Raw genomic sequence first — 25,693 nt, 5'->3', positions numbered from 1 at the left:
CCTGCTTGTGTCATTCTCGGCGCATGACCGAACGCACGACCGAAGCGAAGCCGAACGGCGAAGACGGCCTCGCCCTGAATCGCGCACTGTGGGACCAGCGCGCCCGCATCCACGGTTCGACTCCCACGGACAGGTTCTACGACGTCGAGTCGTTCCTCGCCGGGCGCCAGACGCTCTATGCCATCGAGCGTGAGCTCGCGGGCGACGTGGCCGGGAAGGATCTGCTCCACCTGCAGTGCCACTTCGGCATGGACACGCTGAACTGGGCTCGTCTGGGGGCCCGGGTCACCGGTGTCGACTTCTCACCGGTGGCGATCGAGCGGGCGCGGCAGCTGGCCGGACGAGCCGGTCTCGAGGCCACCTTCGTGGAGGCCGACACCCAGCGGCTGCCCGCGCATCTGGCGGGCCGCTTCGACCTGGTCGTCGCCACCTACGGGGTGCTGTGCTGGATCGCCGACGTCAAGGCCTGGATGCGCGGCGCGGCCATGGCGCTGAAGCCCGGCGGAAGCCTGGTACTGGTGGACATGCATCCGGCGTTCCAGACGGTCGCCACCCTCGATCCGCTGGTCGTCGACTGGCCGTACGGCGGTGGCGAACCCCAGCGCGAGACGGAAACCGGAACCTACGCCGAGCCCGGCCTGACGACTCCGGCTCAGGACACCGTCCAGTACCCGTACTCGCTCGGTGAGATCGTCACCGCGGCCGCGGATGCGGGCCTCACGACGAAGCACCTGGGCGAACACCTCGCCACCGAGATCGACCCCCGCGGCTTCCTCCGCCAGGGCGAGGACGGCCTGTACCGGCTCCCCTTCGGGGACTCCCACCTGCCGATCCTGTACTCGCTCCGCGCGGAGTCGCCCGCCCCTGCCCGGTCCTAGGCCCTGTCCGGTTCAGATGCCGAGCCGGTCCAGCAACCGCTCGTGATATACCGCCGGGCCGCCGAACAGCAGTTGTGAGGACTTGGCTCGGCGGAAGTACAGATGGGCCGGGTGCTCCCAGGTGAAGCCGATGCCGCCGTGGACCTGGATGTTCTCCATGGCGGCGACCATGTAGGCCCGTGAGCAGCAGGCGTGCGCCACCGCCGCGGCGACCGCGAAGTCCGCGGCGCACTCGGCGGCCAGCCGCGCCGCCTCCCGGGAGGAGGCCTCGGCCAGTTCCACCTGGACGAGCATGTCGGCGCACTTGTGCTTGACCGCCTGGAAGGAGCCGATGGGCCGGCCGAACTGGTGACGGGTACGGGCGTACTCCGTGCTCATCTCCAGGCACCGGCGCGCCCCGCCCGCCTGCTCGGCGGCCAGCCCCACCGAGGCGAGGTCCAGGACCTTGGCCTTGATGCGCCCGCCCGCCCCGTCAGCGCCGACGAGCGTCGCGGGCACGGCGTCGAACGTCAGCCGGGCCATGGCCCGGGTGGCGTCCAGGGTCTCCATCGGTTCGGCCGCCATCCCTGTGGCTTCCCGGTCCACGGCGAAGAGCGTGGGGCCGGCGACGGTGCGGGCGACGACGAGGATCAGATCGGCCGTCGTACCGTCGATGACGAAGCACTTGCGGCCGTTCAGCCTCCAGCCGCCGTCGCCGTCCGGCACGGCACGCGCGGAGATCAGGGCGGGGTCCCAGGAGCCGTCGTCCTCGGCGACGGCGAGGGTGGCGGTGGTCCTCCCAGCGGCGATGTCCGGCAGGTGACGCGCGCACGCCTCCTTGTCTCCCGAGGCGAGCAGGGCCTGAGCGGCCAGGCCCACGGTGGCGAAGAAGGGTGCGCAGAACAGCGCGCGGCCCATCTCCTCCAGTACGACGCCGAGTTCGACCGGGCCGAAGCCGTCACCGCCGTACTCCTCCGGGATGGCCAGGGCGGACAGTCGCAGCTGGTCGGCGGCCTGGGCCCACACCTCCGGGTCGAAACGCGGCTCGCTCTCCATCAGTTTGCGCACGGCTTCCTCGGGCGACTTGGCTTCCAGGAACTCCCTTACGGAAGCACGCAGTTCCCTCAGTTCGCTTTCGTCGGCGCTCATGCGCGTACCTCCTTGGGCAGGCCGAGGACGCGTTCCGCGAGGATGTTCTTCATGATCTCCTCGGTACCGCCGAGGATCCGCAGGGCCGGGGTGGCCAGGAGCAGCTCGGACCAGGCGTACGTGCCCCACTGCCCGGTGTCGGCGATCGCGCGCGGTCCGAGGACGTCCGAGACGAAGTGGGCGGCGCGGGTGAGGTTCTGACCGTACATCAGCTTCGAGACGGACATCTCGGGGCCGGGCGAAGTCCCCGCGCGCAGCTTGCGCAGGGCTCGGGCGTTGAGGTGTTCGGTGGCCATGGCGTCCACGAGGAGTTCGGCGAGGCGGGCGCGCAGGGCGCGGTCGTCCCAGGTCCAGGTGGCGCGCATCAGCGCCGAGAGCCGGTCCGGGGACAGGGCGGCTGCCACGGGGCCGGCGCCCTCGCTGCCGACCGTGGCGCGTTCGTTCATCAGGGTGGTCAGGGCGACGGTCCAGCCGCCGTCGACCTCGCCGAGGCGGTGGTCGTCGGGGATGCGTACGTCGGTGAGGAAGACCTCGTTGAAGTCGGCGCCGCCGGTCATCTTCCGCAGCGGCCGCACCTCGATGCCGGGGGCGTCCATGGGGACCAGGAAGGCCGTGATGCCGCGGTGCTTGGGCGCGTCCGGGTCGGTGCGGGTCAGGGCGAGGCCGATCTGGCTGTGCTGGGCGACCGAGGTCCACACCTTCTGGCCGTTGAGGATCCAGGCGTCGCCTTCGCGTACGGCTCGGGTCGCCACGCTCGCCAGGTCGGATCCGGCGCCCGGCTCGCTGAACAGCTGGCAGGCGATGGCGTCCCCGCGGTACATCGCGGGCAGCCAGCGGTCCTTGATGGGGGGCTGGGCGTGGGCGAGGATCGTCGGGCCGATCATCCCCAGGCCGACCACACCGAGCACGCCGGTGTCGGGGACGTCGTACTCGGACTCGATGGCGTCGTAGAGCAGGTCGTGGACGGGGGTCAGGCCCCGGCCGCCGTACTCGGGTGGGCCGGTGATCCAGCCGAAGCCGTTCTCGTAGCGGATCCGCTGCCACTCCCGCGCCCGCTGTACGTGCTCCCGCTCCTCCTCGGGCGGGAGGCTGCTGAAGTACGCCATCGAGTCGTCGCCCTCGCCCCAGGTGAAGGCGGTGCGGTCGGGGGCCTTCGCCACATGCGCGTCGAGGAAGCGGCGCGCCTCGGCGGCAAAGTCCTGCATGTCGTCCGGTTCCATCGCGTTCGCTCCGCTGTCAGGTCGTCAGGATCGTCACCGCCGACACGCCGGGCGCGCCGTACAGGTGGGTGAGGCCGACGCGGGGCGTCCCGGGGACCTGGCGGTTTCCCGCCGCACCGCGCAGTTGGAGCACGATCTCGTGGATCTGGCGCAGCCCGGACGCGCCGATCGGCTCGCCGTTGCCGAGCAGTCCGCCGTCGGTGTTGACCGGGAGCCGACCGCCGATCTCGGTGGCGCCCTCGGCGATCAGGCGTTCCTGGTCGCCGTCCTTGCAGAGGCCGGTCTCGGCCATGTGAATGATCTCCGACCCGGCGTCGGTGTCCTGGAGTTGAGCGACGTCCACGTACTCGGGGCCGATGCCCGCTGTCTCGTACGCCGCCCGGGTGGCGTCCACAGTCGGGCTCTGCACCGACTCCCCCACCGGGAACGACGGGCTCTGCACCTCGAAGGCGCCGAGCCTGCGGCTGCGCAGGGCGGTGGCCCGGACCCGTACCGGTGTGGAGGTGTACTGGTGGGCCTGGTCGGCGCGGCACATCACGACGGCGGCGGCGCCCTCGTTCGGGCCGCAGTACATGTACTGGCGGAGGGGGTGGTTGAGGACCGGCGAGGCGAGGATCTCCTCAGGCGTGAGCGGTGTGCGGCGCCAGGCCTTGTCGTTGCCGGCGGCGTTGCCGAAGTTCTTCGACGCCACGCGCGCGAGCGTCTCGTGCGAGATGCCGTGGTCGTGCATATAGCGGTTGATCTTCATGCCGAAGAAGTGGGTGGTCAGGAAGAGCCCGGTCTGCCCGTACCAGGAGGGGATGCCGGCCACGGACGGGTCGGCGGCGAAGGCTCCGCGCGGATGCTTGTCCAGGCCGATGGCGATGGTCAGATCGTGCTCGCCGGTCTCGATGGCGCGGGCGGCGAGGGCCACCGCCGTACCGGCCGTGGCGCAGCCGTTGAACACCCCGCGCAGCGGCACTCCGGTCAGGCCGAGGCGCCCGACGATCGCGTCCGGGTTGGCGACCTCGTAGCTTCCGATGTAGCCGCCCTGGATCTGCGGCCAGGTCACGCCGGCGTCGGCGAGCGCCAGCCGTACCGCGTCCGCGCCCATGTCCAGCGCCGGCTTCCCGGGGAACCGGCCGAAGGGGTGGAGCCCCACTCCGATGACGACGGCTTCCATCAGTCCTCCTCGGCCGGGGTGAACGCGAACGTCATGACCTCGGTGCCGTCGTCCCGCACGGTGTAGGGCACGAGCGTGAGCCGCATGGGCTGTCCGATCCTCAGCTTCTCCGGGTCCGGTTCGCTGAGGCGGGCCTCGACCAGCAGTTCGCCGGGGAGCTCCACGTATCCGACCGCGTAGGGCTCGAACGCCTCCGGGCCGTCGTACGGCGGGGACGGCGGGCGGAAGTTCTGCGTCGTGTACGTCCACAGCGTGCCGCGGTCGGACAGGAGCCGCTCCTTCGGCTCGGCGCTCGCGCACCTGACGCAGTCGGGGGCAGCCGGAAAGCTCACCAGGCCGCAGACCGCGCACTCGGAGCCGATGAGGCGCAGGGGTGCGTCTGTCGAAGGCGGCCAGGTGAACAGGCCCTCGGCGACCGGGCGTTGCGTCGTCGTCATCTCACGCCCCGTTCCGATTGCCCAGGGCGTCGGCGTTCGGAGCGGCCTTGGCCACCAGGTTCGGGACGACGGAGGACAGCTCCTGCGGTGTCCACCGGGACTCCGCGCTCGTCGCGGGGCCGTTGGCCCAGCCCTCCAGGACGGTGATGCGGTTGCCGACGACGCCGAACACGCGACCGGTGACCTCGCGGGATGCGGGCGAGCCGAGCCAGACCACCAGCGGTGAGACGGCCTCCGGGGTGAGGTCCTGGCTCGCGGCGGCCTGTCGCATCATCTCGATGTCCTCGGTCAGCCGGGTGAGCGCGGTGGGTGCGATGGCGTTCACCGTCACGCCGTAGCGGGCGAGTTCGGCCGCGGCGATGAGGGTGAGGCTGGCGACTCCGGCCTTGGCCGAGCCGTAGTTGGACTGTCCGGGGTTGCCGAAGATGCCGGACGGGGAGGTCGTGTTGATCACCCGGGCGTCGTTGTCCTGACCGGACTTGGCGCGCTCGCGCCAGTAGGCGGCCGCGTGGTGCAGGGTGGCGAAGCTGCCCTTGAGGTGGACGGCGAGCACGCTGTCCCAGTCCTGTTCGGTCATCGACACGATCATCCGGTCGCGGAGGATCCCGGCGTTGTTGACCAGGACGTCCAGACCGCCGTAGGTGTCGACGGCCTGCCGGACGAGGCGTCCGGCACCGTCCCAGGCGGAGATGTCGTCCGTGTTGGCCACCGCCTCGCCGCCGGCCGCGACGATCTCGTCCACCACGGCCTGTGCGGGACCGGCCGAGGCCCCGGCCCCGTCCCGCCCGCCGCCCAGGTCGTTGACCACGACCTTGGCCCCGTGCGCGGCGAACGCCAGGGCGTGCGCCCGGCCGATGCCGTTGCCGGCGCCGGTGACGACCACGACCCGGCCGTCGACCACTGGTTCGGACATCCTCAGCTCCTAGATGATTGACGGCGAGTCGGCCTCGGCGAGCACTACCCGTGGGTCCTCGCTGCCGCAGGCGCACCGTTCGGCGACGACGCGGCCCGCGATGCCGACCTGCTGCGGGGCGGCTTCCGCGGCGGCGTGTTCCCGGTCAACCCGCAGGCCGAGCGGATCGCCGGGGCGCGGGCCTACCCCAGCGTCCGCGACCTTCCCGAGCCGCCGGATCTGGCGCTGGTGGCCGTACGGGCCGAGGCCGTGCCCGATGTCGTACGGGAGTGCGCGGAGGTCGGTGTCAAGGCGGTGGTCGTCGTCTCGACGGGCTTCGGAGAGACGGGAGTCGAAGGGCGGGCGACCGAGCTGGAGCTGGCCCGTTTCACCCGTGCCTCCGGAATGCGGCTGGTGGGCCCGAACTGCATGGGCGTGGTCAACACGACGCCCGCGGCGCGGCTGGCGGCGACCTTCTCGCCCGCCCTGCCGACGCCCGGCCGGGTGGCGATGTCCAGTCAGTCCGGGCCGCTGGGTCTCGCGGTGCTCGACTTCGCCCGGCGGCTGCGGCTCGGTTTCTCCGGATTCGTGTCGGTGGGCCACGCCGTGGACGTCTCCACCAACGACCTGCTCCAGTGGTGGGAGGAGGACCCGGCCACCTCGGTGATCCTGCTGCACGTCGAGACCTTCGGCAATCCGCGCCGGTTCGCCCGCATCGCCCGCCGTATCGCGCCGCGCAAGCCGATCGTCGCGGTCCACCCCGGTCACGCGGATGCGGCAGGTCATGCGGATTCGGCGGTGAGTTCGCTGTTCGCCCAGTCGGGGGTGATCCGCACCCGCGGCCTCCAGGAACTGTTCGACGTCGCACTGCTGCTCGCCCACCAGCCTCCCCCGCCCGGCAACCGGGTCGCCGTGATCACCAACGCGGGCGGGCCGGCGGCGCTGACGGTCGGGGCGTGCGCGGCGAGCGGTCTGCGCGTCCCCGCGCTCGGTGAGCGCACCCGGCAGACGCTCGGTTCGGCCCTCGGGCCCCATGCGGACGTCGCCAACCCGATCGACCTGACCCCCATGGCCACGGCCGCGCACTACCGGCAGGCGCTGGACGCCGTCCTCGCCGACGACGACATCGACGCGGCCGTCGTCCTGTTCATGCCGCCGCTGGCGGACAAGCCCGACGAGGTGGCGTCGGCGATCCTCGACGCGGCGGCGGGCCGCCCCACGAAACCCGTGGTGGCCAGTTTCCTGGGCGGCGCGGGCGTCGCCGATCTCCTGCACCGGGACGACCTGGTGGTCCCGACGTACACATTCCCCGAGGCGGCGGCCGCCTCGCTCGGACACGCGGCGGCCTACCAGGCCTGGCGGACCACCCCTGCGGGCGTCGTACCTGATCTCCCGGGAGTCGACGCGGACCGGGCGCGGTCGCTGATCGCCGGGTGCGCCCCCGGCCCGGTGCCGTAAGCGATCGCCGCCGAGCTGCTGGACGCATACGGAATCGTCGTACGCGGCACAGAACCGGGCCCCGGTCCCGACGCGTTCCTCTCCGTCAGCGCCGACCCGGTCTTCGGCCCCGTGGTCGCCTTCGGTCTCACCGGGGACTACGCCGACCTCATGGCGGACGTCGCCCACCGCGTCACCCCGCTCAGCGACCGCGACGCCCGGGAGATGGTCCGCTCGCTTCGGGCGACTCCCCTGTTGGAAAGCCGCGGTGTGGAACTCGCGGCGCTGGAGGAGATCGTGCTGCGGATCTCGGCGATGGTCGAGGACCTCCCGGAGATCGAGGCGCTGGAGCTGCGTCCGGTACGGCTGCTGCCGCCCGGCGACGGCGTCGCCGTCGCGCACGCGACGATCCGGCTCGCCGACAGTCCGACAGGAGCAGGAGGGGGTCCCTCGTGAAGGTGGGCATCTACTTAGACCTGCGCAACCCGCCGCCGTGGCAGCGGAGTTGGTCGCGGGTATACGGGTTCGCCCTGGAGATGTGCGAGGAGGCGGAACGGCTGGGCCTCGACTCGGTCTGGTTCTCCGAGCACCACGGCTTCGAGGACGGGTACCTCCCGCAGCCGCTCACCATGGCCGCCGCGGCCGCCGCCCGCACCCGACGGGTGCGCCTGGGCACCGCGGTCATCCCCGCACCGCTGCACGCGGCCCCCGAGATCGCCGAACAGGCCGCGCTCGTGGACATCCTGAGCGACGGCCGCCTGGACCTCGGACTCGGCACCGGCTACCGGGTGCCCGAGTACCGGCTGTACGGAGCCGACCTCACCAAGCGCTACACCACGACCGATCAGCGGGTACGGGAGATCCGCGGCCTGTGGGCCGAGTCCCTCGTCACCCCCGGCCCGGTCCAGGATCCGCTGCCGATCTGGCTCGGCTACCAGGGCCCGCAGGGCGCCCGGCGGGCCGGACGGCTCGGCACGGGGCTGCTGTCGCTCAACCCGGCGCTGCTGGAGCCGTACCGGGAAGGTCTGGCAGAGAGCGGGTATGACGTGTCGACGGCCCGTATGCAGGGCTCGTTCACGACGTTCGTCACCGAAGACCCGGAGGGCGACTGGCCGGTGGTCCGCAAACACCTGGCGTACCAGTGGGACAGCTACCGCCGGTACATGGTGGAGGGCACGGACCGGCCCGTCCCCCGCCCCATCGATCCCGAGAAGTGGCGGGAGACGGGGCTGCGCGCGACCGGCGTCGGTCAGTTCCTGTACGGCACACCGCAGGAGACCGCCGAGGCCGTCAGGGCGTACGTGGCAGGGTTGCCGGTCGAAGGGGTGTTCCTGTGGGCCTCGCTGGCCGGGATGCCCGAGGACATGGTGGCCCGCCAGGTCCAGCTGATCGCCGGGAAGCTGCGGCCGCTGCTGGCCGACGCCTGAGAACTGGCCGACGCCTGACAAGAGGAGGAGCCGCATGGCGAGGACCGCTGGTGAGGCCGCGACACCGTCCGGGCACTGGGCGGGGGCCGACTTCCAGGAGCCGCCCCGCACGCCGGGCGGAGTGGCGTTGTGCGGGGCGTGCCGCGCCGCCGGTTCCTGCCGGCTGGGCGTGGAGGGCGAGCGGCTCGACGAGGACGGTGTGGCGTGGTTCGAGCTCGCCTGCCCGCGTGACCAGGAGGGCGGGCCCAATGTCGCGCACGGCGGCTGGACGGCGGCCGTGCTGGACGACTGTCTCGGTCATCTCCCGCTGCTGCACCGCGTGTTGAGCGTGACGGCGGAACTGACCGTGAGCTTCGTGAAGCCGGTGCCGGTTCAGCGGCCGCTCGAGGTCCGGGCATGGGTCGAGCGGCGGGAGGGCTCGCGCTGGTACATCTCGGGCGAGATGGTCCTGCTGCCGACCCGCGCCGTGCTGGCCCGGGCCTCCGGGATCTGGGTGACCCGCGACCGGGGCCACTTCGCACGGCACGAGGAGTGGCTGGCCGGCCAAGAAAGGGGCGGTGAAGGTCAGTAGGACCGCAGCCCCATGCTGCGGGCGATGCCGTTGCGCTGGATCTGGCTCGTCCCTCCGGAGATCGTGGCGACGATCGACTCGCGATAGCGGAAGCTCATCACGCTCTCGGTCGAGAAGCCGTGCCCCGCGCAGACCTGCATGCCGAGCCGGGCGGCCGCCACGTACGTCTCCGAGCCCTTCAGCTTCGCCATCGAGCCCTCCCGCGTGCACGGTTTGCCCCGGGCGAGCAGCCAGGCGGCACGGTAGGCGAGCAGCCGGGCGGAGTCGATCTCGGTCTGCAGGTCGGCCATGGCGTGGGCGAGCGCCTGGAAGTTGCCGATCGGACGCCCGAAGGCGTGCCGGTCGCGGGAGTACTCCAGCATCTCGTCCAGCGTGGCCTGCGCGGCGCCCAGGTAGCCCCCGCTGATGATGACCTTCTCCAGCTCGATGTTGGAGAGCATGACCTTCCAGCCCTCGTCGCGCGGACCGACGAGGTTCTCCTTCGGGACCAGGGCGTCGTTGAAGAAGACCTCGTTGGTGCCCAGGATGTGCCGGGCCAGGGTGGGAGTCCTGCGCACTTCGACGCCTTCCGTCTTCGGGTCGACGAGCAGGAGGCTGATGCCGGCGTGCTTGGGCTCGCGGGGGCCCGTACGCACGTACGTGGCGATGGTCGTGTCGGGCAGTCCGCCCCCCGTGCACCACGCCTTCTGACCGCGGACGAGGAAGTGGCCGCCATGGTCCTCGGCGGTGGTCCTGAGGGCGGCCGCGTCGGACCCGCTGTCCGGCTCGCTGAGGCCGACGGCGAGCCGGTGGCGGCCCGTCATGACCTGCTCACGGATGAAGTCGCGTTGCGCCTCATCGCCCCACCGGAACACCGTGATCCCGGGGATGAGCACCCCGATGTAGCACATGGCGACGTCGAAGCTGGCCCGCCCCAGCTCCTCGGCGATCAGGATGAGCTCGAGCGGCCCGCCGCCGTCACCGCCCTCGTGCTCGCCGAACGGGAGGGAGAACCACCCCAGATCGGCCATGCCCCGGAACAGCTCGGGCGGTACGACGCCCTCCTCGTCCCACTGCTTGGCCTTCTCGGCCGGGCACACGTCGGCGACGAACTGCCGTGCCGTCGCGCGCAACAGGTCCTGCTCGTCGGTCAGCCCGAAGTCCACGGCCACTCCTCGCCACCACTCGGCTATTCATCTATCTAATTATTCTATGTTAGCGGATACGGTGGTAGTTGGTGGGAGTCCGGATCCACGGCAGATCGCCGCGTGCCACAAACGCATCCAGCACGCCAGGGCGTCGGCGGCGGGCCTGTGCTCGGTAGGACGGGGTTTCGTCATACCGACACCAGCCGCCTCCGCCGTCCGTTCCACGTGTAGAGGAGGGTGGCCACGCCCCGCACATGTGGGTCGCGCAGGCACTCGGAGATGTGCAGCGACGGCACCTCGGGCCAGTTGCCGATCAGGCGTGTATTACGACTCGGCCGGGCCCGCCGAACGGCCGCACGCCGGCGAGTCGACGGCCGAGCGCGCGGCGGGCCCGCGTTCAGGGCAACTCGGCCCGTTCGGTGCTGTCGTCGAGGAAGCCGCCCGACTGGTGTTGCCACAGCTTCGCGTAGGCGCCGTCCGAGGCGAGAAGTTCCTCGTGGGTGCCCCGCTCGACGATCCGTCCGCGGTCCAGGACGACGAGCTGGTCCATGCCGGCGACCGTGCTCAGCCGGTGCGCCACCACGAGCGCCGTCCGCCCCTCCATCAGCCGCCACAGCGCCTCCTGGACCAGAATCTCGCTCTCGGAGTCCAGGGCGCTGGTCGCCTCGTCGAGCAGCAGGATCGGCGCGTCGCGCAGGATCGCCCTGGCGAGGGCCACCCGCTGGCGCTGTCCGCCGGACAGCTTGACGCCGCGTTCGCCCACCATGGTGTCGAAGCCCTCCGGCAGCGTGTCGGCGAACTCCGTGACATGTGCCGCCTCGGCCGCGCGGCGGATCTCGGCGTCGGTGGCGTCCGGCCGGGCGAACGCGATGTTGTCCCGGAGCGTGCGATGGAACATCGCCGGGTCCTGCGGCACGTAGGCGATCAGGCTGCGCAGGTCGGCCTGGCGCAGCCTGCTGATGTCCTGCCCGCCGATCAGGATCCGGCCGCCGTCGAGGTCCGTCATCCGCAGCAGCAGCCGGGTGAGCGTGGTCTTGCCGCCGCCGGACCGGCCGACGAAGCCGACCTTCGCGCCGCTGGGCACGGCCAGATCAAGGCCCTTGAAGAGGGGCCTGCCACCCGCGTGGGCGAAGGTCACCTGCTCGAAGCGGACGTCGGCGGCCTCCGGCAGCAGCGGCTCGGGCGACGGCGGGTCGAGCACGGTCGGCGGCGTCAGCAGCAGTTCGGTGAACTGCGCCGCCTCCGTCATCGAGCTCTCCAGACGGCGGTAGATCTGGTTGAACTCGAACATGATCCGCGTCGCGTTGCTGTAGTACGTGAAGGCGACCACAACGGCCTCCACGCCGTGTCCGCACCCGCCGATGGCGACCGCGAGCAGCAGGCCCAGGGCGTTGGTCAGGACGGACATCGGCGCGACGAGGGTGTCGATGCGCAGGTTGCCGTAGTCCCACGACTTCAGGGTGCGCCGCCGCGACTCCGCGACGCGGGACCGGTGTTCGGCGGCCTCGCGTTCCTCGGCGGCGAACGCCCGTACCGTGTCCATGTTCATCAGGCTGTCGGCGACATGGCCAGACACCCGGGCGATCGCCTCCTCACGCCGGCGAACGAGCGCCTGGCGGCGACGGATGAGGGGCACCACGCACACCGCCGTCAGCGCGATCATCGTCAGGAGCCCCACGACGAGCAGCGGTTCGTAGCGCCACAGCACCACCGACCCGAACACCAGCGGCACGACGCTGCCCATGATCTGGAACGTCAGCGTGTCGACGAACTGCTCGAAACGGGAGGCGAAGCTCAGCACGCGCTTGGTCAGCGACCCGGCGAAGTTGTCGTGGAAGAACGCGGCGTCCTTGGCGAACAGCTCGTCCATCCCGATCACGTACAGGTGCTCGATGCCGAGGGCGTCGAGACGGTTCAGGCAGTGCAGGGCGATACGCCACAGCGTCTCCGAGAGCAGCAGGACACCGGCGAAGCCGAGGACGTACGGCAGTGCCGAGCCGACGGTGATGCCGGAGTCGTCGGCGATGTCGCCGACGAGCTTCGCGACGACCAGTGGTGCGATGTAGTTGATGCCGATGTTGCCCAGCGCCGACAGCAGCATCGCGGGCACGGTCAGCCAGCGATGGCGGGCCAGCTCCCGTCCGTAGTAACGAAGTGCGAGAAGCACCGGGCCCTTGCCCGGCCGAACTGTGCGCGAGTCAGGCTTTCCCAAATCCCCACCCCGTGTTGTCCCAGGCCAGTGTTCCGTGACGGCGCCCACGTCGTCCACGCGTTTTCCGGCGGGTGGCGGCCGGCGGTACGGATGGCCGCCAATGTGCAAGAGGTGCAGGGGGATTGACGTAGAAACCGCTTGCCATCTACGGTCCCTCCGGAATGCGAACACATTTCGATATATCGAACACATTGGCGCCGGCACGCTCTACGAGAAGAAGGAGTCGAAGCGCGATGGGTACGCAGCGAAGACTCGGATGGCTGTCACTTGCCGCGGCGACCACCATGGCGTTGGCGGCAGGAGTGATCAGTGCGCCGTCCGCCTACACCGCGGATGATCCCGTAGAGGTCGTGGTCAACGGGAACGACGTGCGCGCCGACAACGTGAACGGCTTGACCTACAAGGGCCTCGGCGTGCTCAGCTGCAACAGCACGAGCAACCTGCTGATGGACTACAAGGCGGAGCACCCCGGACGGTACTGGCAGCTCATCAGGGTTCTGTTCGGCGGGCAGAACCCGCTGATCAACCATGTCAAGATCGAGATGGGTACGGACACGAACACGTCGACCGGTTCCGATCCGGCGACCATGCGCACACCGGACGAACTCGCGGACTCCTCCCGCTCCCCGGGCTTTCAGCTGGCCGCCGACGCCAAGACGGTCAACCCGGGGCTCAAGGTCTCGATTCTCCGCTGGGAAATGCCCGAATGGGTCCAGAAGGAATGGGACAAGGGCACCGGCAAGGACGAGATGTACAGGTGGTACAAGGAGACGATCCTCGACGCCTACGAGAAGTACGGGTACATGGTCGACTACGTCGACCCGGACAAGAACGAGACGCGAAATCCGGACATCGCCTTCGTCAAGTGGTACAAGAACGCGATTCTGAACGACACCGACTTCGCGAATCCGCGCTACAACGTCCCGGCAGAAAAGCGGGAGAAGGCCGCGAAGGCCTACCACACCATCAAGATCATCGCCTCGGACGAGAACAACACGCTCAACATCGGGCCGGCCATGCTCAGCGATGCCGAACTCTTCGGCATGGTCGACGCGGTGGGCTACCACTACACCACCGAGGACCGGCGCGAGGGGGCCGTCGACAGCGACACGTACCTGCCGTACACAAAGCTGGCGACCGGCAGGAACAAGTACGACGCGGACAAGGAGGTCTGGTACAGCGAGGGAACCGCCTCGTTCGGCTTCACCGAATACCGCGTCAACAACACCGAGGGCCCGAACGGTGCGAGCACCGGCATCGGCGGCGTCCAAAGCGCCCTCGACCTCGCGAACCGCTCCGTCAAGAGCTACGCCAACTCGAAGCGGACGCACTACATCTTCCAGCCGGCGATCGGGTCCTTCTACGAAGGCGCGCAGTACAGCCACAAGGAACTCGTCAGCGCCCGCGACCCGTGGTCGGGCTACCTCCACTACGACGCGGCCCTCTATGTGATGCAGCACTTCACCCAGTTCGCGAAGACCGGCTGGGAGAACGACACGAACACGGCGGGCATCTGGCGCACCGTGCCGGAGGCCGGTTACAGCGGGGTGAGCGGCACCGAGAACGTCGACGGCTCGAACGGTGCCCCGAGTTACATGACGCTGGCAGATCCCCGTAAGAAGGACTTCTCGACGGTCGTCGTCAATGACAGCGACCGGTCCAGGACCTACCGGATCAAGGCCGAGAACATGCGACTCGGATCAGATCCGACCATGGAGATCTGGGAGACCCGCGCGGCGGACGCGGGCCAGGCCTACGACGCGAACTTCAAGCATCTCGCCGACGAGATCCGGCCCGGCGGCGACGGCTACTACACCTACACGGTCAAGCCGAGATCCATCGTGACCCTGACGACGCTCGACAAGAGCCGCGACAAGGCGACGAACGAACGTCTGCCCAAGTCCTCGGACCGCACCGTGCTCGACACCGACGCCACCGGCAAGAAGCGCAACACCCGCGACGACGTCCTGTACGCCGACGACTTCGGGTACGACGAGGAAGGCAAGGTCCAGGTCGGGACGGGCAACGGCGCGCGCAAGGTGTCCCAGCCCTACCTCGAGTCGCGTGGCAACCAGCCCCGCTACATGGTCGACCAGACAGGCGCCTGGGAGGTCGGGAAGGACGCGAGCGGCGACAACGTGCTGTACCAGTACATGGACCAGTCCATGAAGGACACCCATGCCTGGAACCGGAACACGCCGAACACGACGGTCGGCGACTTCCGCTGGGAGAACTACCGGGCCACGGTCGACGTCTCGTTCCCGGACCGGGCCGGCGGACTCGCCGCGCTGGGCGTCCGCCAGCAAAAGGGCATGGCGATCAGCGACGCCGCCTACAACGTGCGAATCGGCCCGAACGGCACCTGGACGTTCTACGAACACGGCACGGCGATCAAGACGGGAACGGTCGCGCCGTCCGACTCCTACCGCCTCGCCATCGAGGCGAAGGGTGCGACGATCACGGCGTACATCGACGGGAAAGCCGTCCACACGTACCAGGACCCGACCCCGGAGACCGAAGGACGTGTCAAGCTCGGCACCGACTTCTACAGGACGGCGTTCGACAACCTCAAGGTCGAGAAGATCGACGGCTACACGCCCTACGCGAGTGCGCAGCTCGACAACATGGACAGCTCGATCGCGTACGACGGCGCCTGGAGCAGGAAGGCCGCGCTGGGCGACGCGATGGACTGGTACCGGTCGACGTCGACGAGCACGGCTGCCGGCGCGTCGTTCACCGTCCCGTTCACCGGCACGGGCATCGACGTCATCGGCGGCAACGACGGCAGCGCGGTACTCGACGTCTACGTCGACGGCAAGCTGATCGCCAGGAACGCGAGGACCGCCGCCACCGACAAGCGCCTGGCGACGTACACGCTCCGCGCTCTGCCCGACGGCGCACACACGGCGAAGTTCGTCCTCAAGTCCGGGAAGATCGTCCTCGACGCGTTCCACTCCCTCTCCGGTGACGTGGACGGCAGGGTGGACACGACGCCGCTCCAGAACCGCCTGGACGGGATCGGCAGTCCGGCGCAGGCCGACTACACGCCCGACTCCTGGGCTCTGTTCGACTCCGCGTACGCGGCCGCGAAGGCTGCCGTGGCCGGGCAGAAGGGCCTCGACGCCATCGGCGTCGAACAGCTCACGAACAGGCTCGACGAGGCCTACAACCAGCTGGTGAGCAAGGACGCCACCGCGCAGTAGCAGGCCCTCGCCGTCACGGGCGCTCTCCGGGCCACGGGAGAGCGCCCAGTGGCCCTGGCCTCCAAGGGCCCGGCGGCGCCCGCTGCAAGCTGGATGCGGGCCTCAGATCCGGCCTGCGACCACAATGCGACCAGCAGCCCTCCAGCAACGCGAAAAGCCGCCCTCCCGCACAACGAGAGAACGGCCTCCGACCTGCATCAAAGCTGGTCGCGACGACAGGATTTGAACCTGCGACCCCTTGACCCCCAGGAGTAGGGTTCATCCCTTTTGTCCATAAATACAGCCAGAAATCAGGAAGCATAGCGTGCAGCGCCGTGCGTGCCGTACAGCTGGGCGGACACCGTGCGGTCCCCAACTGGTCCCCAACAGTCCGTCACTGTCATGGCGCAACTATCGGGTTGCAAGCCACGCAGTAGGGCTGCAGGCTACTTGCGCCAATCAAGTGCCGTAAGGTCGGGGCGATCGAAGCCGAAGGCGCGTGCGTAGAGTGCGAGTTCGGCTTCGAGGGCAGCGATCTGGTTCTCCAGACGCCGGAAGCCGTGGCCCTCGCCCTCGAAGGTGAGGTAGGCGTGCGGGACGCCCCGGCCGCCCGTCTGCGCGAGGAAGCGTTCGCACTGCTCAGGCGGGCAGACCCGGTCGTCGAGCCCCTGCAGCAGCAGGAACGGCGCCGTCAGGCGGTCGGCGCGGTTGACCGGGGAGCGGTCGCGGTAGCGCTCGGCGGCCTGCGGGTAGGGGCCGACGAGTCCGTCGAGGTACCTGGACTCGAAGTCGTGGGTGCCTCCGGAGGCGAAGGCGGCCAGGTCGAGGACTGGGTAGTAGAGGGCGCCGCAGCGATAGGTCGCGACGGAGACCAGGGAGGCCCCAGTGGTCCAGCCGCCCGCGCTGCCGCCGCGGATGCCCAGCCGCTCCGGGTCCGCGAGGCCCTCGGCAGCCAGGGCCAGCACGGCGGCCTCGCAGTCCTCGACGTCCACCACGCCCCACTGGCTGCGCAGCCGATCCCGGTAGGCGCGGCCGAAGCCGGTCGAGCCGCCGTAGTTGACGTCCAGTACGCCGATGCCGCGGCTGGTGAAGAAGGCGATGGACAGCGAGAGCACTACAGGGCTGCGGGAAGTCGGGCCACCGTGCACGAACACCACATAGGGCGGCAGTTCGTTCTCGGGCGCCGCGTAGTCGGGGTTGCGCGGCGCGTGGACGGTAGCGTGCACCTCGCGGCCGCCGGGCCCGGTGAAGGTGCGGGCTCGCGGCTCGGGGAGGTAGGCAGAGTCGACATCGTCGATGTGCGGGTGGCCGACGACCTCGGCGGCGAGTGCGGCGTCTCCCGCACCGGGCCGGATCTCCACGACCTCGTAGGAGCGGTCGGGCCCCGCCCCACAGGCGACGATGCGGAGACCGTCGACGGAGGTGGCGAGGGTGGCGGCCCACTCCGTCCAGGGGCCCGGGACGTCGTCGAGGGTGCCGCGCGTCGGGTCCAGCAAGCCGAGGCGGGTGGTGGCGCGGCCGTGCACGACGGCGATCCGGCCGTCGTGCAGCGGCGCGAACCAGCGGCACCCGACCTGCCACAGCGGGCCGCCGAACTCCTCCTCGGCGGGGTGGAGGGCGGTGGTGGCGCCGGTGGCGAGGTCGAGCCGACGCAGATTCCACCAGCCGTCGCGGTCGCCCGAGAAGACCAATTCGTCCGGGCCGGTCCACTCGACCTGGCAGATCGACTCCACGGGCCCGCCGGCGACGGTGCGCGGAGTGTCGAAAGATCCGTCCGGGCCGACGTCGGCGACCCGCAGCTCGGTGCCGTCCCAGGGCATCGCCGGGTGCTCCCAGCCGATCCAGGCGGCGCGATGGCCGTCCGGCGAGAGCCGAGGGCTGGTGACGAAGTGCCGGTCGGCGGCGAGCACTCTGATGGCGGCGGGGTCGTTCGCGGCGGAGCCTTCGAGCGGGACGGCCACCAGGGTGCGGCTGACGTCGGCAGGGTTCGGCCCGTGGTGGGTCTCGCGGACGCACCACACGGCGTCGCCGACCACCGCGGGGTCGACGTAGCGGAGCGCGGCGGGTTCGGGCGGCGCCGGGGTGAGGGGCACGGGTCCGGCCGGTGCCGCATCGGGGGCGAAGCGATACAGACGCTGGTCCGCGAAGTGGGCGAAGACGATGACCGGCCCGCGCTCGTCAACCTTCCCGGCCCAGGGGGTGCCGCCGTACTCCATGACACGGGTGCGCACGCTCCACGGGGCGGGGAGCGCGTCCTCGGTGCGGCCGTCCGCACGGCGGCGGACCAGGGTGACGCGTCCGAGCTCGGCAGGGCGGGCTCCGTCCACCACGTCTCGGCGCCGACCGCGCCCAGCCAGTCGGGACGTCCGCTCTGCGCTGAGGCGTCGGCGGCCGAGATCGGTGACTGCCACGTGCCGTACGGAGCGGTGACGGCCATACGGGTGCTCCTTCTCCGAGGTTCCCTGAGCTTGTAATATCCGCGCCGGCCAAGCTCCGTGCCCCAGCAAAACCGGCCCTCAAGGTTCCCTACGTTGCTGACCGGGACAGGGCGAGCCCTTCGTATGGTTCTCCCACCCAGGGGCGTCGGGTGTGGCTTTCAAGGTTCTGCCATCTGTGGCTTCCACTGATTGGCCGCCCGACGCCCCACGACGACTCGGCTGCGGCACCCGAAGGTGTTCCTCCGATCTCCTGCTCCTGCGAGGTGAGCGGCTCCAGGCCCGTGATCGCCGTCAGCGGTGCCGCGACCGCGGCGTCCAGGAACGCCGCGAAGGCATCGGCCGTACGCTCCGGCGACCACTTGAGGGCTTTGGCCACATCCATCGCCCACTCGATGCGCCTCGAACCCGCCCCGTCCGCCTCCGTGAGGAAGACCGTCAGGTCGTACATGGCGTTGACCGGAACCCCATGCCATGGCCGGAAACTCAGGCCGTCCGCGGCCACGCCCGGTCGCGCAGCCTCCTGAACCTGCTGGCTCAGGACCACCCGGGCCAGGCCCGGTTAGCCGGGGGTGGGTGGTCCCGGGAGATCTCCCAAAATGTCCTCGTAGGCGAGGTCACTGTGCTCAACCGCCTGCCGGGCGAGTTCCGCCACCCTCCCGAGGTAGTCCGCGAAGGACAGCCGCGCGGAGGTGTCCCCGGCGACCAGGTCGCACACGGGTACCAGATTGACGAAGTGGCCGATCGCGTCTTCGGAGCCCGCCAGCCGACGCTGCGAGACGGCGATCGCCACCGTCTGGGACGAAGCGCCGGCACGCTGCCGCAGGAATGCCTTCAGCGCGGCGAGTACCACCACGAACGGCGTCGTTCCTGCTTGCTTCGCCAGTTCTACGACCGCTTCCCAGGTCGCTGCGGAAACCTCACGCTTCAGCACATGCACCCTCCGGCCTGCCGGGACCGGTGATGCGGGCAGAGGCAACGCAGGCCGGTCGCGGAAGTCGGCCAGCGCCTTACGCCAGTGCGCACGTAGAACAGCGCGTCGCTCCGGCCCCGGGGTCAACAGGGGGCGCAGCGCAGCGGGTCCGCTCACCGGTCGTAGCGCGGTCCCCGGATCGTCGTACGCCACGGTGAGGTCTCGTTGGAGGATCTCCGCTGATTCGCCGTCGAACACCATGTGGTCGGCGGCGAGGACGAACGCCGCGCACCCATCGCCAAGCACCAACTCGGCTGCCCACGGTCGGACCGCCACGTCGAAACGCTCGTCGAGACGGCGTCGGAGCAGTTCGTCGACCTCGTCCTCGGATCTCACACGGACAACGGGGAGGTCCACCGCCGCCGGGGGCACGGAGACTCGCTGCTCCAGCCGGTCGTCAGCACCCAGAGCGAACGTGGTGCGCAAAGCCTCCTGGCGCGCCACGACGGCAGCGAACCCACGGCGCATCCGCGCCACGTCCACTCGCCCCTCCAGCCGAATGGCGTGGACGACCGTGGTTGTCGCGGCATCGTCGTGCAACTCACGCCACGCCCACAACCCTTCCTGAGCCCGGCTGGCGGGGTAGGTTCCCGAGCCGACAGGCATCGCCTTCACAGGCTGGTCGGTCGTGCCTCCATCGGCCAAGGCTCGGATGGTGAGACCAGACAGGATGGCCGCCGCTGACACGGGCCGCTCGTAGTCCCGAAGGCGCACGGCGATGTGTACCGCGTCCAGTGAAGTGCCGCCTAGCCCGTGGAAGTCGTCCTCGATACCGATGGGCTTGATGCCCAGCACCTCAGACCACACGGTGGCAACCTGACTCTCCCACTCCGTCCGTGGAGCCACGAACGGCTTTGCGTCGTCGGGGCGTTCGCCGTCCATGGCCAGCAGCACATCGGTGTCCACCTTTCCGTTGGCTGTCAGCGGGAACGCACGCAGGACCAGGACCCGGGAAGGCATCGCGTGCGGGGGCAGTTGGTCAGCCAGGAGCCACCGCACGTCGACGCCCCGCACCCGTGGGGACGCCTCGACAGCCGCAACCAGGCGCTTCGCGCCGGCCTCCCCCGTGACGAGCACGATGCCACGGCGGACGCCCTCCACTGCGTTGAGGACGGCCTCGATCTCGGCGACCTCGACCCGAAACCCCCTCAGCTTGACCTGCCCGTCCCGGCGGCCGCTGAACTCCAGGATGCCTCCGGGTAGATACCGCCCGAAGTCGCCGGTGCGGAAGGCACGCCTGCCCCCGACCTCGACGAACCCCCGGCTGGTCCCGTCCAGGTAGCCACGGGCGAGGCATGAACCGGAGACCAGGATCTCGCCGACCTCGCCCTCGGGCACCGGACGCAACAACTCGTCGACGACCTCGACCGTGGAACCAGCGACAGCGCGGCCGATGGGCACCCTGTGGTGAGGGTCGTCGACCGGACCCACCAGGTGCAGTGTCGCAGTGATGGTGGTCTCGGTCGGGCCGTATCCGTTGACGATCCGTAGCCCGGTCACGGCTGCCTGCAACCGGGCCAGTAGCCCCTGAGGAATCGGCTCCACTCCTACCAGGAGCCGAGCCAGCCGTCCCGTCCCCTCCCGTTCCGCGGCGAGGACAAGGGGGGCGAGCAGCCCCGGGGGCACATAGGCGCTGCGGATCGCGTCGCCGTCCAGGAAACGCCACAAGGCGTCGCCGTCCAGGAGGCACCCCTGTCCGGGAACGTACAGTGAGCCGCCGTACAGAAGGGTGGAGAAGATCTCCCACACCGACACATCGAACGACGATGGCGCCAGGAGACTTGCCGCGAACGCCTGCGGCGCCGGCGCCAACACCTCGTACGAACGCAGCATGTTGAGCACGCTGCCGTGCTCGACCGTGATGCCCTTCGGGACGCCCGTGGACCCGGAAGTGTAGATGACGTAGGCAAGGTCGCTTGCGTCGCCGTCGACCGGCTGCCACGAGGGGTCGGCGGGGCCGGCTCCACGAGGAAGCCGAGCAAGCGGCGGAGAGCCGGGAGCCGAGGTTTCGCTGTCTGGGTCCGTGGCCACCAGCGCAGCCGGGGCGAGATCGGACAGGATCAGGTTACGGCGGGACAGGGGAACACCCGGATCGAGCACGCAGTAAGCAGCACCGGCGTGGAGAACACCGAGCAGCCCGACAACGGTGTCGGCGGTGCGTCCGCCCAGGACAGCGACGCGATCGCCGCGGCGGACGCCGAGTCGGGCCAGGTCCGCAGCCAGGGCGACAGCCTCGGAGCGAAGTTCGGAGTAGGACCAGGACTGCCCGTCAGCTGACCGGAGGGCAAGGCGCTGAGGATGTCGGCTGACCCGAGCGCCGAACACAGCGGTCAGTGTTGCAGGTGATATAGCGGAGGTTTGCATCAGCCGCGGTACCTTTCGTTCGCACCGGCCTGGAGCGTGGTCCTTCCGGCACGGTGACGTCGAGTCGTGCGAGCGCGGCCAGGGCGCGGGCCCGAAGGTCGTCGGAACTGGGCAGGGGGCTGGAGGTGTTGGTCATGTGGCTTCCTCGCAGAGAGAGAGGATGACGTGGAGGAGAAGTGAGGCGGCCTTCGCACAGGCGCCTGGTTCGGAGTACTCACGCGGCGAGTGGACTCGCTCTCCATCCTGACCGTCGCCGTCCGGGCCTCCAAGACGCGCGGCACGCCGATGCCCGCCCACCGTGTCTGCGTCACGCGCACCATCAGGGCATTGGCCGCTGGACGCTGGTCACCAGGCAAGACACCACCGAGAACTGAAGACCGCGCATGAAGAAGGGGATCACCTAATGCACGCCGACGAGTCTGCCGTCGACCTCCGGCCAGGCCCGGCCCACCGCGAATGGGCGCGCTTGCTCGGTGCCCTGGGCAGCGGCGAGGCTGCCCGGCTGGCACGGGAAATCGAGTACAGCTGCCGCGAATTGGGCATCTGGCAGCACACCGACCTGCTTCCGGTGCAGCCCTTCGTGGTGGACGCCGCGAGCGGTCGCGGACTCGACGAGCTCAACGCGCGGCTCGGGCGGCTGCTGGTCTCCCACGCATTGGACATCGCGGCAGGGGACTTCGGGCGGCTCGCGGATCACACCGGCGTTTCGCAGGACACCCGGTGGTTCCTGCCGGCCGCACAACCGCTCGGCCGGGTCCTCGGCTGCTCCCGCGCGGACGTGCTGGTCCAGACCGGGCGGCCCAAGTTCCTCGAGTTCAACTTCGGCGCCTGCCTCAACGGTGCGACATCCACACCGGTACTGACCCGCGCTCTGTTCGAGTCCGGTCCCGGCATTGAGGTCCGCCGTGCCCACGGGATCAGCACGCAGTCTGTCTTCGCGGCGCGACTGGCCTGGCTGACGGACCAACTCCCCGAGCATGGGGGCAGGGTGGCGCTGCTGGGCTTCGCCCGTGACGGGGACGAAGGTTCGCTACGGGCCTTCGAATTGGAGGCCGCCCACCACAGCGCGCAAGGTGTCCCCTGCGACTTCGTCCCCTTCGACGAGGTCGATATCGACGCGGGCGGACTCCACTGGCAGGGCGTCACTTACTCGGCGGCGGTCAAGTACTTCATGGCCTCCGAGCGCGTGATCAATGATTATGCCGACCGGCTCGCCGCGCTCGAGCAGAGCGACGTGGCGCTCTTCGGCAGCCAGCTCGCGGCGTTGTTCACCAGCAAGGCCCTGATGGCCGACCTGTTCCAGCGCGGCGACCTGTCACCGACGCAGCAGCGCCTGCTCGACTTCGTCCCGTGGACCGCGCGGCTCCGGGAAGGGCCGGCCCGGCGCGGCGGCGCTGTTGTCGACGCAGCCGAGTGGGCAACGACGCACCAGGAGAGCGCGGTATTGAAGCCGTGCAACGCATTCGGCTCGCGGGGGGTGATCCTCGGCTCCGCTACGTCGACCGGCGACTGGGAGCAACTGTTGCGGGAAGTCGTCCGAAGCGATGACTACGTGGTACAGGAGGCCGTCGCCCCCGATCCCTGGCCGCTGGTCTACTGGGACCGCCAGCGCGAGGAGCTCACCGACGTCACGGCGCCGGTGCTGCTCGGCCCATTCCGCGTGGGCGAGCGGAGCGGCGGCTGCTACACGAAGCAACCCGGCGTGAACGAACCGGCCAGGCTGATGCGCAGCCGTGACGGCCTGTCGTTCGGCTGCGTCGTGACCGCCGAGCAGGCAGGCACGCCGACGGTCGAGCCTGGGTGGTGAATGTTCTCGAGAAGTGGGCGGCGCGGCGCCGTCCGGACGCCCGACCGGTGGGGTCGGCCACAGGCCTTGGATCGCAGCTGAACCGGCTGCTCCTCGCCTTCAGCTTCGCGAACGTCGCCGACGGTGTGAGCCTCGTGCTCTTTCCGGTGATCACACTGTCGTGACCCGGTCCGCGCTCGCGCTGAGCGCGGTGGTGCTGGCCCGCACTCTGCCCTGGTCGTTGCTTTCGACGCCGATCGGCGTACTGGCGGACCGCAGCGCGCTGCGTTCGCTGCTCGTCGCGGCCAACATAACGCGCTCCGTCGTGATGGCGGCGCTCGCCGTGGTGTTCGTCTCCGGGCTCCTGCCGCTGTTGGCGATCGTCGTCGCGGCTGCTGTCGTCGGCGTCTGCGAGGTGTACTACGACATCGCGGCGCAGACAGCTCTGCCTCGGCTGGTGGCGAGTGACGAGCTGGAGAAGGCGAACTCAGGCCAGACGATGATCGCCGAGACGCTCCACGGCATGGCCGGTCCAGCTCTGGGCGGTCTGGTCGCCGGCATCGGCCCCGGTCTGGCACTGGCAGGCGCGGCCGGGTGCTACCTCGGCGCCGGCCTGCTGGGCCTGCGGCTACCCCGGTTGAGCCCCGAGAGGACCACCAACGGGACGATGCGGACGGAGTTCCTCAGCGGAATCCGCGCCGTCTGGTCCGAGCCGCTGCTGCGGGTCTTCCTCGTGATGACCGGCTTCGGAGCGGTCTCGTTCGCCGGCTGGCAGGCGATGCTCAGCCTGTTCGCGCTGGGCGGTGGGCCGGTACACCTCAACAGCTTCGAGTTCGGCCTCGTCTACACGATCGGCTCCCTCGGCGGAGTACTCGCGGCCGCTGCCATGCCGATCGTCTCCGACCGGGTCTCCAGGACCACGCTGGTGTTCACAGCCCGTTTCCTGGCAGCCGGGAGTCTGGCGCTGCCGTTCTTCCTTCCCAGCTTCCTGGGCTGTGCCGTCGCAGTCACGGGATACAGCATGGCCGTCATCATCTGGAACGTGGTGACGGTGTCCTACCGGCAGCGCCGCCTGCCACCCGCCGTGCTGGGGCGCGCCAACGCCTCGTACCGGACCGTCGCCTGGGGGCTGCTGCCGCTGGGGCCGGTTGTGGCGGGGCTGGTCAGCCAGGGCACGGGCCCCGCGGTGGCGCTGCTGTCCATGAGCGGGGTGAGCGCCCTCGCCCTGTTCTTCCTCCCCGCAGTCCACCGCCGTCGAGTCATGCTCGATGCCCAGCAGCCCAGGACGACATGACGATTACACCTGGTTCCTTTGACGCATATGTGCTGGACGGCCAGGAAGGCACCGCCACCGGGCGGCACATAGCCGAGAGCGTTGACGAGTCCATGAAGATCGGCCCCTACCGGCATCCTGCGGCTCCGATCCCGGTTCGCCCCCTCTACCTCCCGCAGCGAGACCTCACCGGTCTCGCACGGATCAGCCGTCGCCTGCGCCGATTGCTGGTCAGAAGCTGCATGGCGCGCGGGTGCAGCACCTTCGAGCTCGAACAGCTGCTGAACTACGAGCGCCCTGGGGAGTCGCTGCTGACCGACAGTCATCGACAGAACCGCTTCGCGCTCGACTCCGTGCGCCCGGACATCGTGCTGAGCGGTCGTACGCCCAAGGTCGTCGAGTTCAACATCAACTCGGCGATCGCCGGTCCGGAGCAGGTGGCCGCCCTGAACCGGCTCTACCGCGAGCACCTGCTCGGACCCACCGCAACCGCTGCCCTTCTTCCGCCGGCGCGGATACCCGAGCCACTCCCGTTGCGGGCACGTGCGGTGGCAGAGGCGTCTGTCGCGTTTCATGGTTCGCCGGGAGCGGTCGCGTCCGCTGTCTGGAGTTTGCTCCCCGAACCCCGCCGAGGGCAGTATTCCTCTGCGCAGTTCGCCTTGATCCAGCCCAGGCCGGCAGCACGGAACGCCCGTACTACCGCCAGGAGGGCGGCGACTTCCCGGATCTGCTGAAGCGTCTGGCTCCGTTCGTACCGCCCACCACCTCCCCGGCCCATGCGCCCGGTCCGCGATTCACCCAGGCCCAGGCACGGACCTACCAGGACCGCGTGCTCGGCGCCCTGGCGGTCCAGGGCCCCGATCCGGTCATCGACCTGCCGATGCGCCAGCGAGGTAGCGGCGCTCGAGCACCTTCTTGAGTACATCGAGGCCGTCTCCTCACCGTTCGGGCCCGGCACGCTCGCCGCACACCTCGGCCAGGACCTGAGAGGGCGCCGCACCGGCGGGTACGAATCCGTCAACCGGCACCACACCGCGCTGACGTACGCCGCCGAACTACAGGAACGACTCGAGCAGAACCGCCGCCGCCAGAAGGATGACGACCAGGGCCCGCGCTGAGAACGCGTCGGCGTGACCGCCCGACGTCCCGGCGCGCACGAGCAGCACATGACCGGGACCCCTGCCGGGCT

Annotated in this window: 19 protein-coding genes and 1 pseudogene; 10 read left to right on the top strand and 10 right to left on the bottom strand. The window is 70.0% G+C overall.

Annotation, left to right across the window (positions count from 1 at the left end; genetic code table 11):
- Positions 1-23 precede the first annotated feature (23 nt).
- A complete protein-coding gene (locus CLM62_RS29650) occupies positions 24-878 on the top strand; it encodes a class I SAM-dependent methyltransferase (protein WP_095752969.1) in 855 nt (284 codons plus the stop codon).
- A 12-nt stretch (positions 879-890) separates the two neighbouring features.
- Here the strand turns inward: CLM62_RS29650 and CLM62_RS29645 are convergent, their stop codons facing one another.
- From CLM62_RS29645 to CLM62_RS29625, 5 genes are read right to left on the bottom strand one after another with little or no spacing between them, the layout of a single operon-like run.
- Positions 891-2,006, bottom strand: a complete 1,116-nt coding sequence (locus tag CLM62_RS29645; RefSeq protein ID WP_095752968.1) for an acyl-CoA dehydrogenase family protein — start codon at positions 2,004-2,006, stop codon at positions 891-893.
- Positions 2,003-3,226, bottom strand: a complete 1,224-nt coding sequence (locus CLM62_RS29640; RefSeq protein WP_095752967.1) for an acyl-CoA dehydrogenase family protein — start codon at positions 3,224-3,226, stop codon at positions 2,003-2,005. Before CLM62_RS29640 ends, CLM62_RS29645 begins: the two co-directional genes overlap by 4 nt.
- A 16-nt stretch (positions 3,227-3,242) precedes the next feature.
- A complete protein-coding gene (locus CLM62_RS29635) occupies positions 3,243-4,391 on the bottom strand; it encodes a thiolase family protein (RefSeq protein ID WP_095753000.1) in 1,149 nt (382 codons plus the stop codon).
- The gene (locus tag CLM62_RS29630; protein ID WP_095752966.1) at positions 4,388-4,825 is read right to left on the bottom strand and encodes a Zn-ribbon domain-containing OB-fold protein; all 438 of its coding nucleotides are present in this window, start codon (positions 4,823-4,825) and stop codon (positions 4,388-4,390) included. Before CLM62_RS29630 ends, CLM62_RS29635 begins: the two co-directional genes overlap by 4 nt.
- A 1-nt stretch (position 4,826) precedes the next feature.
- On the bottom strand, positions 4,827-5,738 hold the full coding sequence (locus tag CLM62_RS29625; protein WP_095752965.1) for an SDR family oxidoreductase: 912 nt from the start codon (positions 5,736-5,738) through the stop codon (positions 4,827-4,829).
- A 108-nt stretch (positions 5,739-5,846) separates the two neighbouring features.
- On the opposite strand from CLM62_RS29625, the gene CLM62_RS29620 reads away from it, so the two are divergent.
- From CLM62_RS29620 to CLM62_RS29610, 4 genes are read left to right on the top strand one after another with little or no spacing between them, the layout of a single operon-like run.
- On the top strand, positions 5,847-7,175 hold the full coding sequence (locus CLM62_RS29620) for an acetate--CoA ligase family protein (protein ID WP_373559200.1): 1,329 nt from the start codon (positions 5,847-5,849) through the stop codon (positions 7,173-7,175).
- 3 nt (positions 7,176-7,178) lie between these two features.
- Entirely contained in the window at positions 7,179-7,610 is a 432-nt protein-coding gene (locus CLM62_RS52000; RefSeq protein ID WP_306457941.1) for an acetate--CoA ligase family protein, read from the top strand.
- A 2-nt stretch (positions 7,611-7,612) separates the two neighbouring features.
- Positions 7,613-8,581, top strand: coding sequence for an LLM class flavin-dependent oxidoreductase (locus CLM62_RS29615; protein ID WP_257004161.1), 969 nt, complete (start codon positions 7,613-7,615; stop codon positions 8,579-8,581).
- 34 nt (positions 8,582-8,615) lie between these two features.
- Positions 8,616-9,152, top strand: coding sequence for a PaaI family thioesterase (locus tag CLM62_RS29610; protein ID WP_257004160.1), 537 nt, complete (start codon positions 8,616-8,618; stop codon positions 9,150-9,152).
- Here CLM62_RS29610 and CLM62_RS29605 read toward each other — a convergent pair.
- On the bottom strand, positions 9,146-10,297 hold the full coding sequence (locus CLM62_RS29605) for an acyl-CoA dehydrogenase family protein (protein ID WP_095752963.1): 1,152 nt from the start codon (positions 10,295-10,297) through the stop codon (positions 9,146-9,148). The two genes, CLM62_RS29610 and CLM62_RS29605, sit on opposite strands and share 7 nt — an antisense overlap.
- 379 nt (positions 10,298-10,676) lie before the next feature.
- Positions 10,677-12,446 carry an ABC transporter ATP-binding protein gene (locus CLM62_RS29600; RefSeq protein WP_257004159.1) on the bottom strand — a complete coding sequence of 590 codons (1,770 nt, stop codon included), beginning with the start codon at positions 12,444-12,446 and terminating at the stop codon, positions 10,677-10,679.
- Between the two features lie 278 nt (positions 12,447-12,724).
- On the opposite strand from CLM62_RS29600, the gene CLM62_RS29595 reads away from it, so the two are divergent.
- On the top strand, positions 12,725-15,694 hold the full coding sequence (locus tag CLM62_RS29595) for a GH59 galactosidase (RefSeq protein WP_095752961.1): 2,970 nt from the start codon (positions 12,725-12,727) through the stop codon (positions 15,692-15,694).
- Positions 15,695-16,119: 425 nt separating this feature from the next.
- On the opposite strand, the pseudogene CLM62_RS29590 reads toward CLM62_RS29595, so the two are convergent.
- The 3 genes and pseudogenes from CLM62_RS29590 to CLM62_RS29580 all read right to left on the bottom strand — a co-directional run bounded on the left by CLM62_RS29590 (position 16,120) and on the right by CLM62_RS29580 (position 21,445).
- A pseudogene (locus tag CLM62_RS29590) lies at positions 16,120-18,110 on the bottom strand (prolyl oligopeptidase family serine peptidase).
- An 89-nt stretch (positions 18,111-18,199) separates the two neighbouring features.
- A complete protein-coding gene (locus CLM62_RS29585) occupies positions 18,200-18,559 on the bottom strand; it encodes a hypothetical protein (protein ID WP_143659169.1) in 360 nt (119 codons plus the stop codon).
- 111 nt (positions 18,560-18,670) lie between these two features.
- Complete coding sequence (locus CLM62_RS29580) at positions 18,671-21,445, bottom strand: non-ribosomal peptide synthetase (protein WP_095752959.1); 2,775 nt, start codon at positions 21,443-21,445, stop codon at positions 18,671-18,673.
- 403 nt (positions 21,446-21,848) lie between these two features.
- On the opposite strand from CLM62_RS29580, the gene CLM62_RS29575 reads away from it, so the two are divergent.
- The 4 genes from CLM62_RS29575 to CLM62_RS29565 are packed head-to-tail and all read left to right on the top strand — an operon-like array spanning position 21,849 to position 25,238.
- Positions 21,849-23,252 carry a hypothetical protein gene (locus CLM62_RS29575; RefSeq protein ID WP_095752958.1) on the top strand — a complete coding sequence of 468 codons (1,404 nt, stop codon included), beginning with the start codon at positions 21,849-21,851 and terminating at the stop codon, positions 23,250-23,252.
- Positions 23,246-23,416 (top strand): hypothetical protein, encoded by a 171-nt coding sequence (locus CLM62_RS50285; protein WP_179382274.1) that lies wholly within the window; start codon positions 23,246-23,248, stop codon positions 23,414-23,416. Before CLM62_RS29575 ends, CLM62_RS50285 begins: the two co-directional genes overlap by 7 nt.
- A complete protein-coding gene (locus CLM62_RS29570; protein ID WP_179382273.1) occupies positions 23,413-24,525 on the top strand; it encodes an MFS transporter in 1,113 nt (370 codons plus the stop codon). Before CLM62_RS50285 ends, CLM62_RS29570 begins: the two co-directional genes overlap by 4 nt.
- A gap of 29 nt (positions 24,526-24,554) precedes the next feature.
- On the top strand, positions 24,555-25,238 hold the full coding sequence (locus tag CLM62_RS29565; protein WP_095752956.1) for a hypothetical protein: 684 nt from the start codon (positions 24,555-24,557) through the stop codon (positions 25,236-25,238).
- The last annotated feature ends 455 nt before the right edge of the window (positions 25,239-25,693 follow it).

This window comes from Streptomyces sp. SA15, assembly GCF_002291145.1.
Taxonomy (GTDB): Bacteria; Actinomycetota; Actinomycetes; order Streptomycetales; family Streptomycetaceae; genus Streptomyces.
The sequence above is the reverse complement of the archived record's forward strand: the minus strand, read 5'-3'. Positions and strand labels throughout refer to the sequence as shown.

Coding starts and splice junctions, on each gene's coding strand:
- CLM62_RS29650 (WP_095752969.1), top strand. CDS start 24: ATGACCGAACGCACGACCGAAGCGAAGCCGAACGGCGAAGACGGCCTC.
- CLM62_RS29645 (WP_095752968.1), bottom strand. CDS start 2,006: ATGAGCGCCGACGAAAGCGAACTGAGGGAACTGCGTGCTTCCGTAAGG.
- CLM62_RS29640 (WP_095752967.1), bottom strand. CDS start 3,226: ATGGAACCGGACGACATGCAGGACTTTGCCGCCGAGGCGCGCCGCTTC.
- CLM62_RS29630 (WP_095752966.1), bottom strand. CDS start 4,825: ATGACGACGACGCAACGCCCGGTCGCCGAGGGCCTGTTCACCTGGCCG.
- CLM62_RS29625 (WP_095752965.1), bottom strand. CDS start 5,738: ATGTCCGAACCAGTGGTCGACGGCCGGGTCGTGGTCGTCACCGGCGCC.
- CLM62_RS29610 (WP_257004160.1), top strand. CDS start 8,616: ATGGCGAGGACCGCTGGTGAGGCCGCGACACCGTCCGGGCACTGGGCG.
- CLM62_RS29595 (WP_095752961.1), top strand. CDS start 12,725: ATGGGTACGCAGCGAAGACTCGGATGGCTGTCACTTGCCGCGGCGACC.
- CLM62_RS29585 (WP_143659169.1), bottom strand. CDS start 18,559: ATGTACGACCTGACGGTCTTCCTCACGGAGGCGGACGGGGCGGGTTCG.
- CLM62_RS29580 (WP_095752959.1), bottom strand. CDS start 21,445: ATGCAAACCTCCGCTATATCACCTGCAACACTGACCGCTGTGTTCGGC.
- CLM62_RS29575 (WP_095752958.1), top strand. CDS start 21,849: ATGCACGCCGACGAGTCTGCCGTCGACCTCCGGCCAGGCCCGGCCCAC.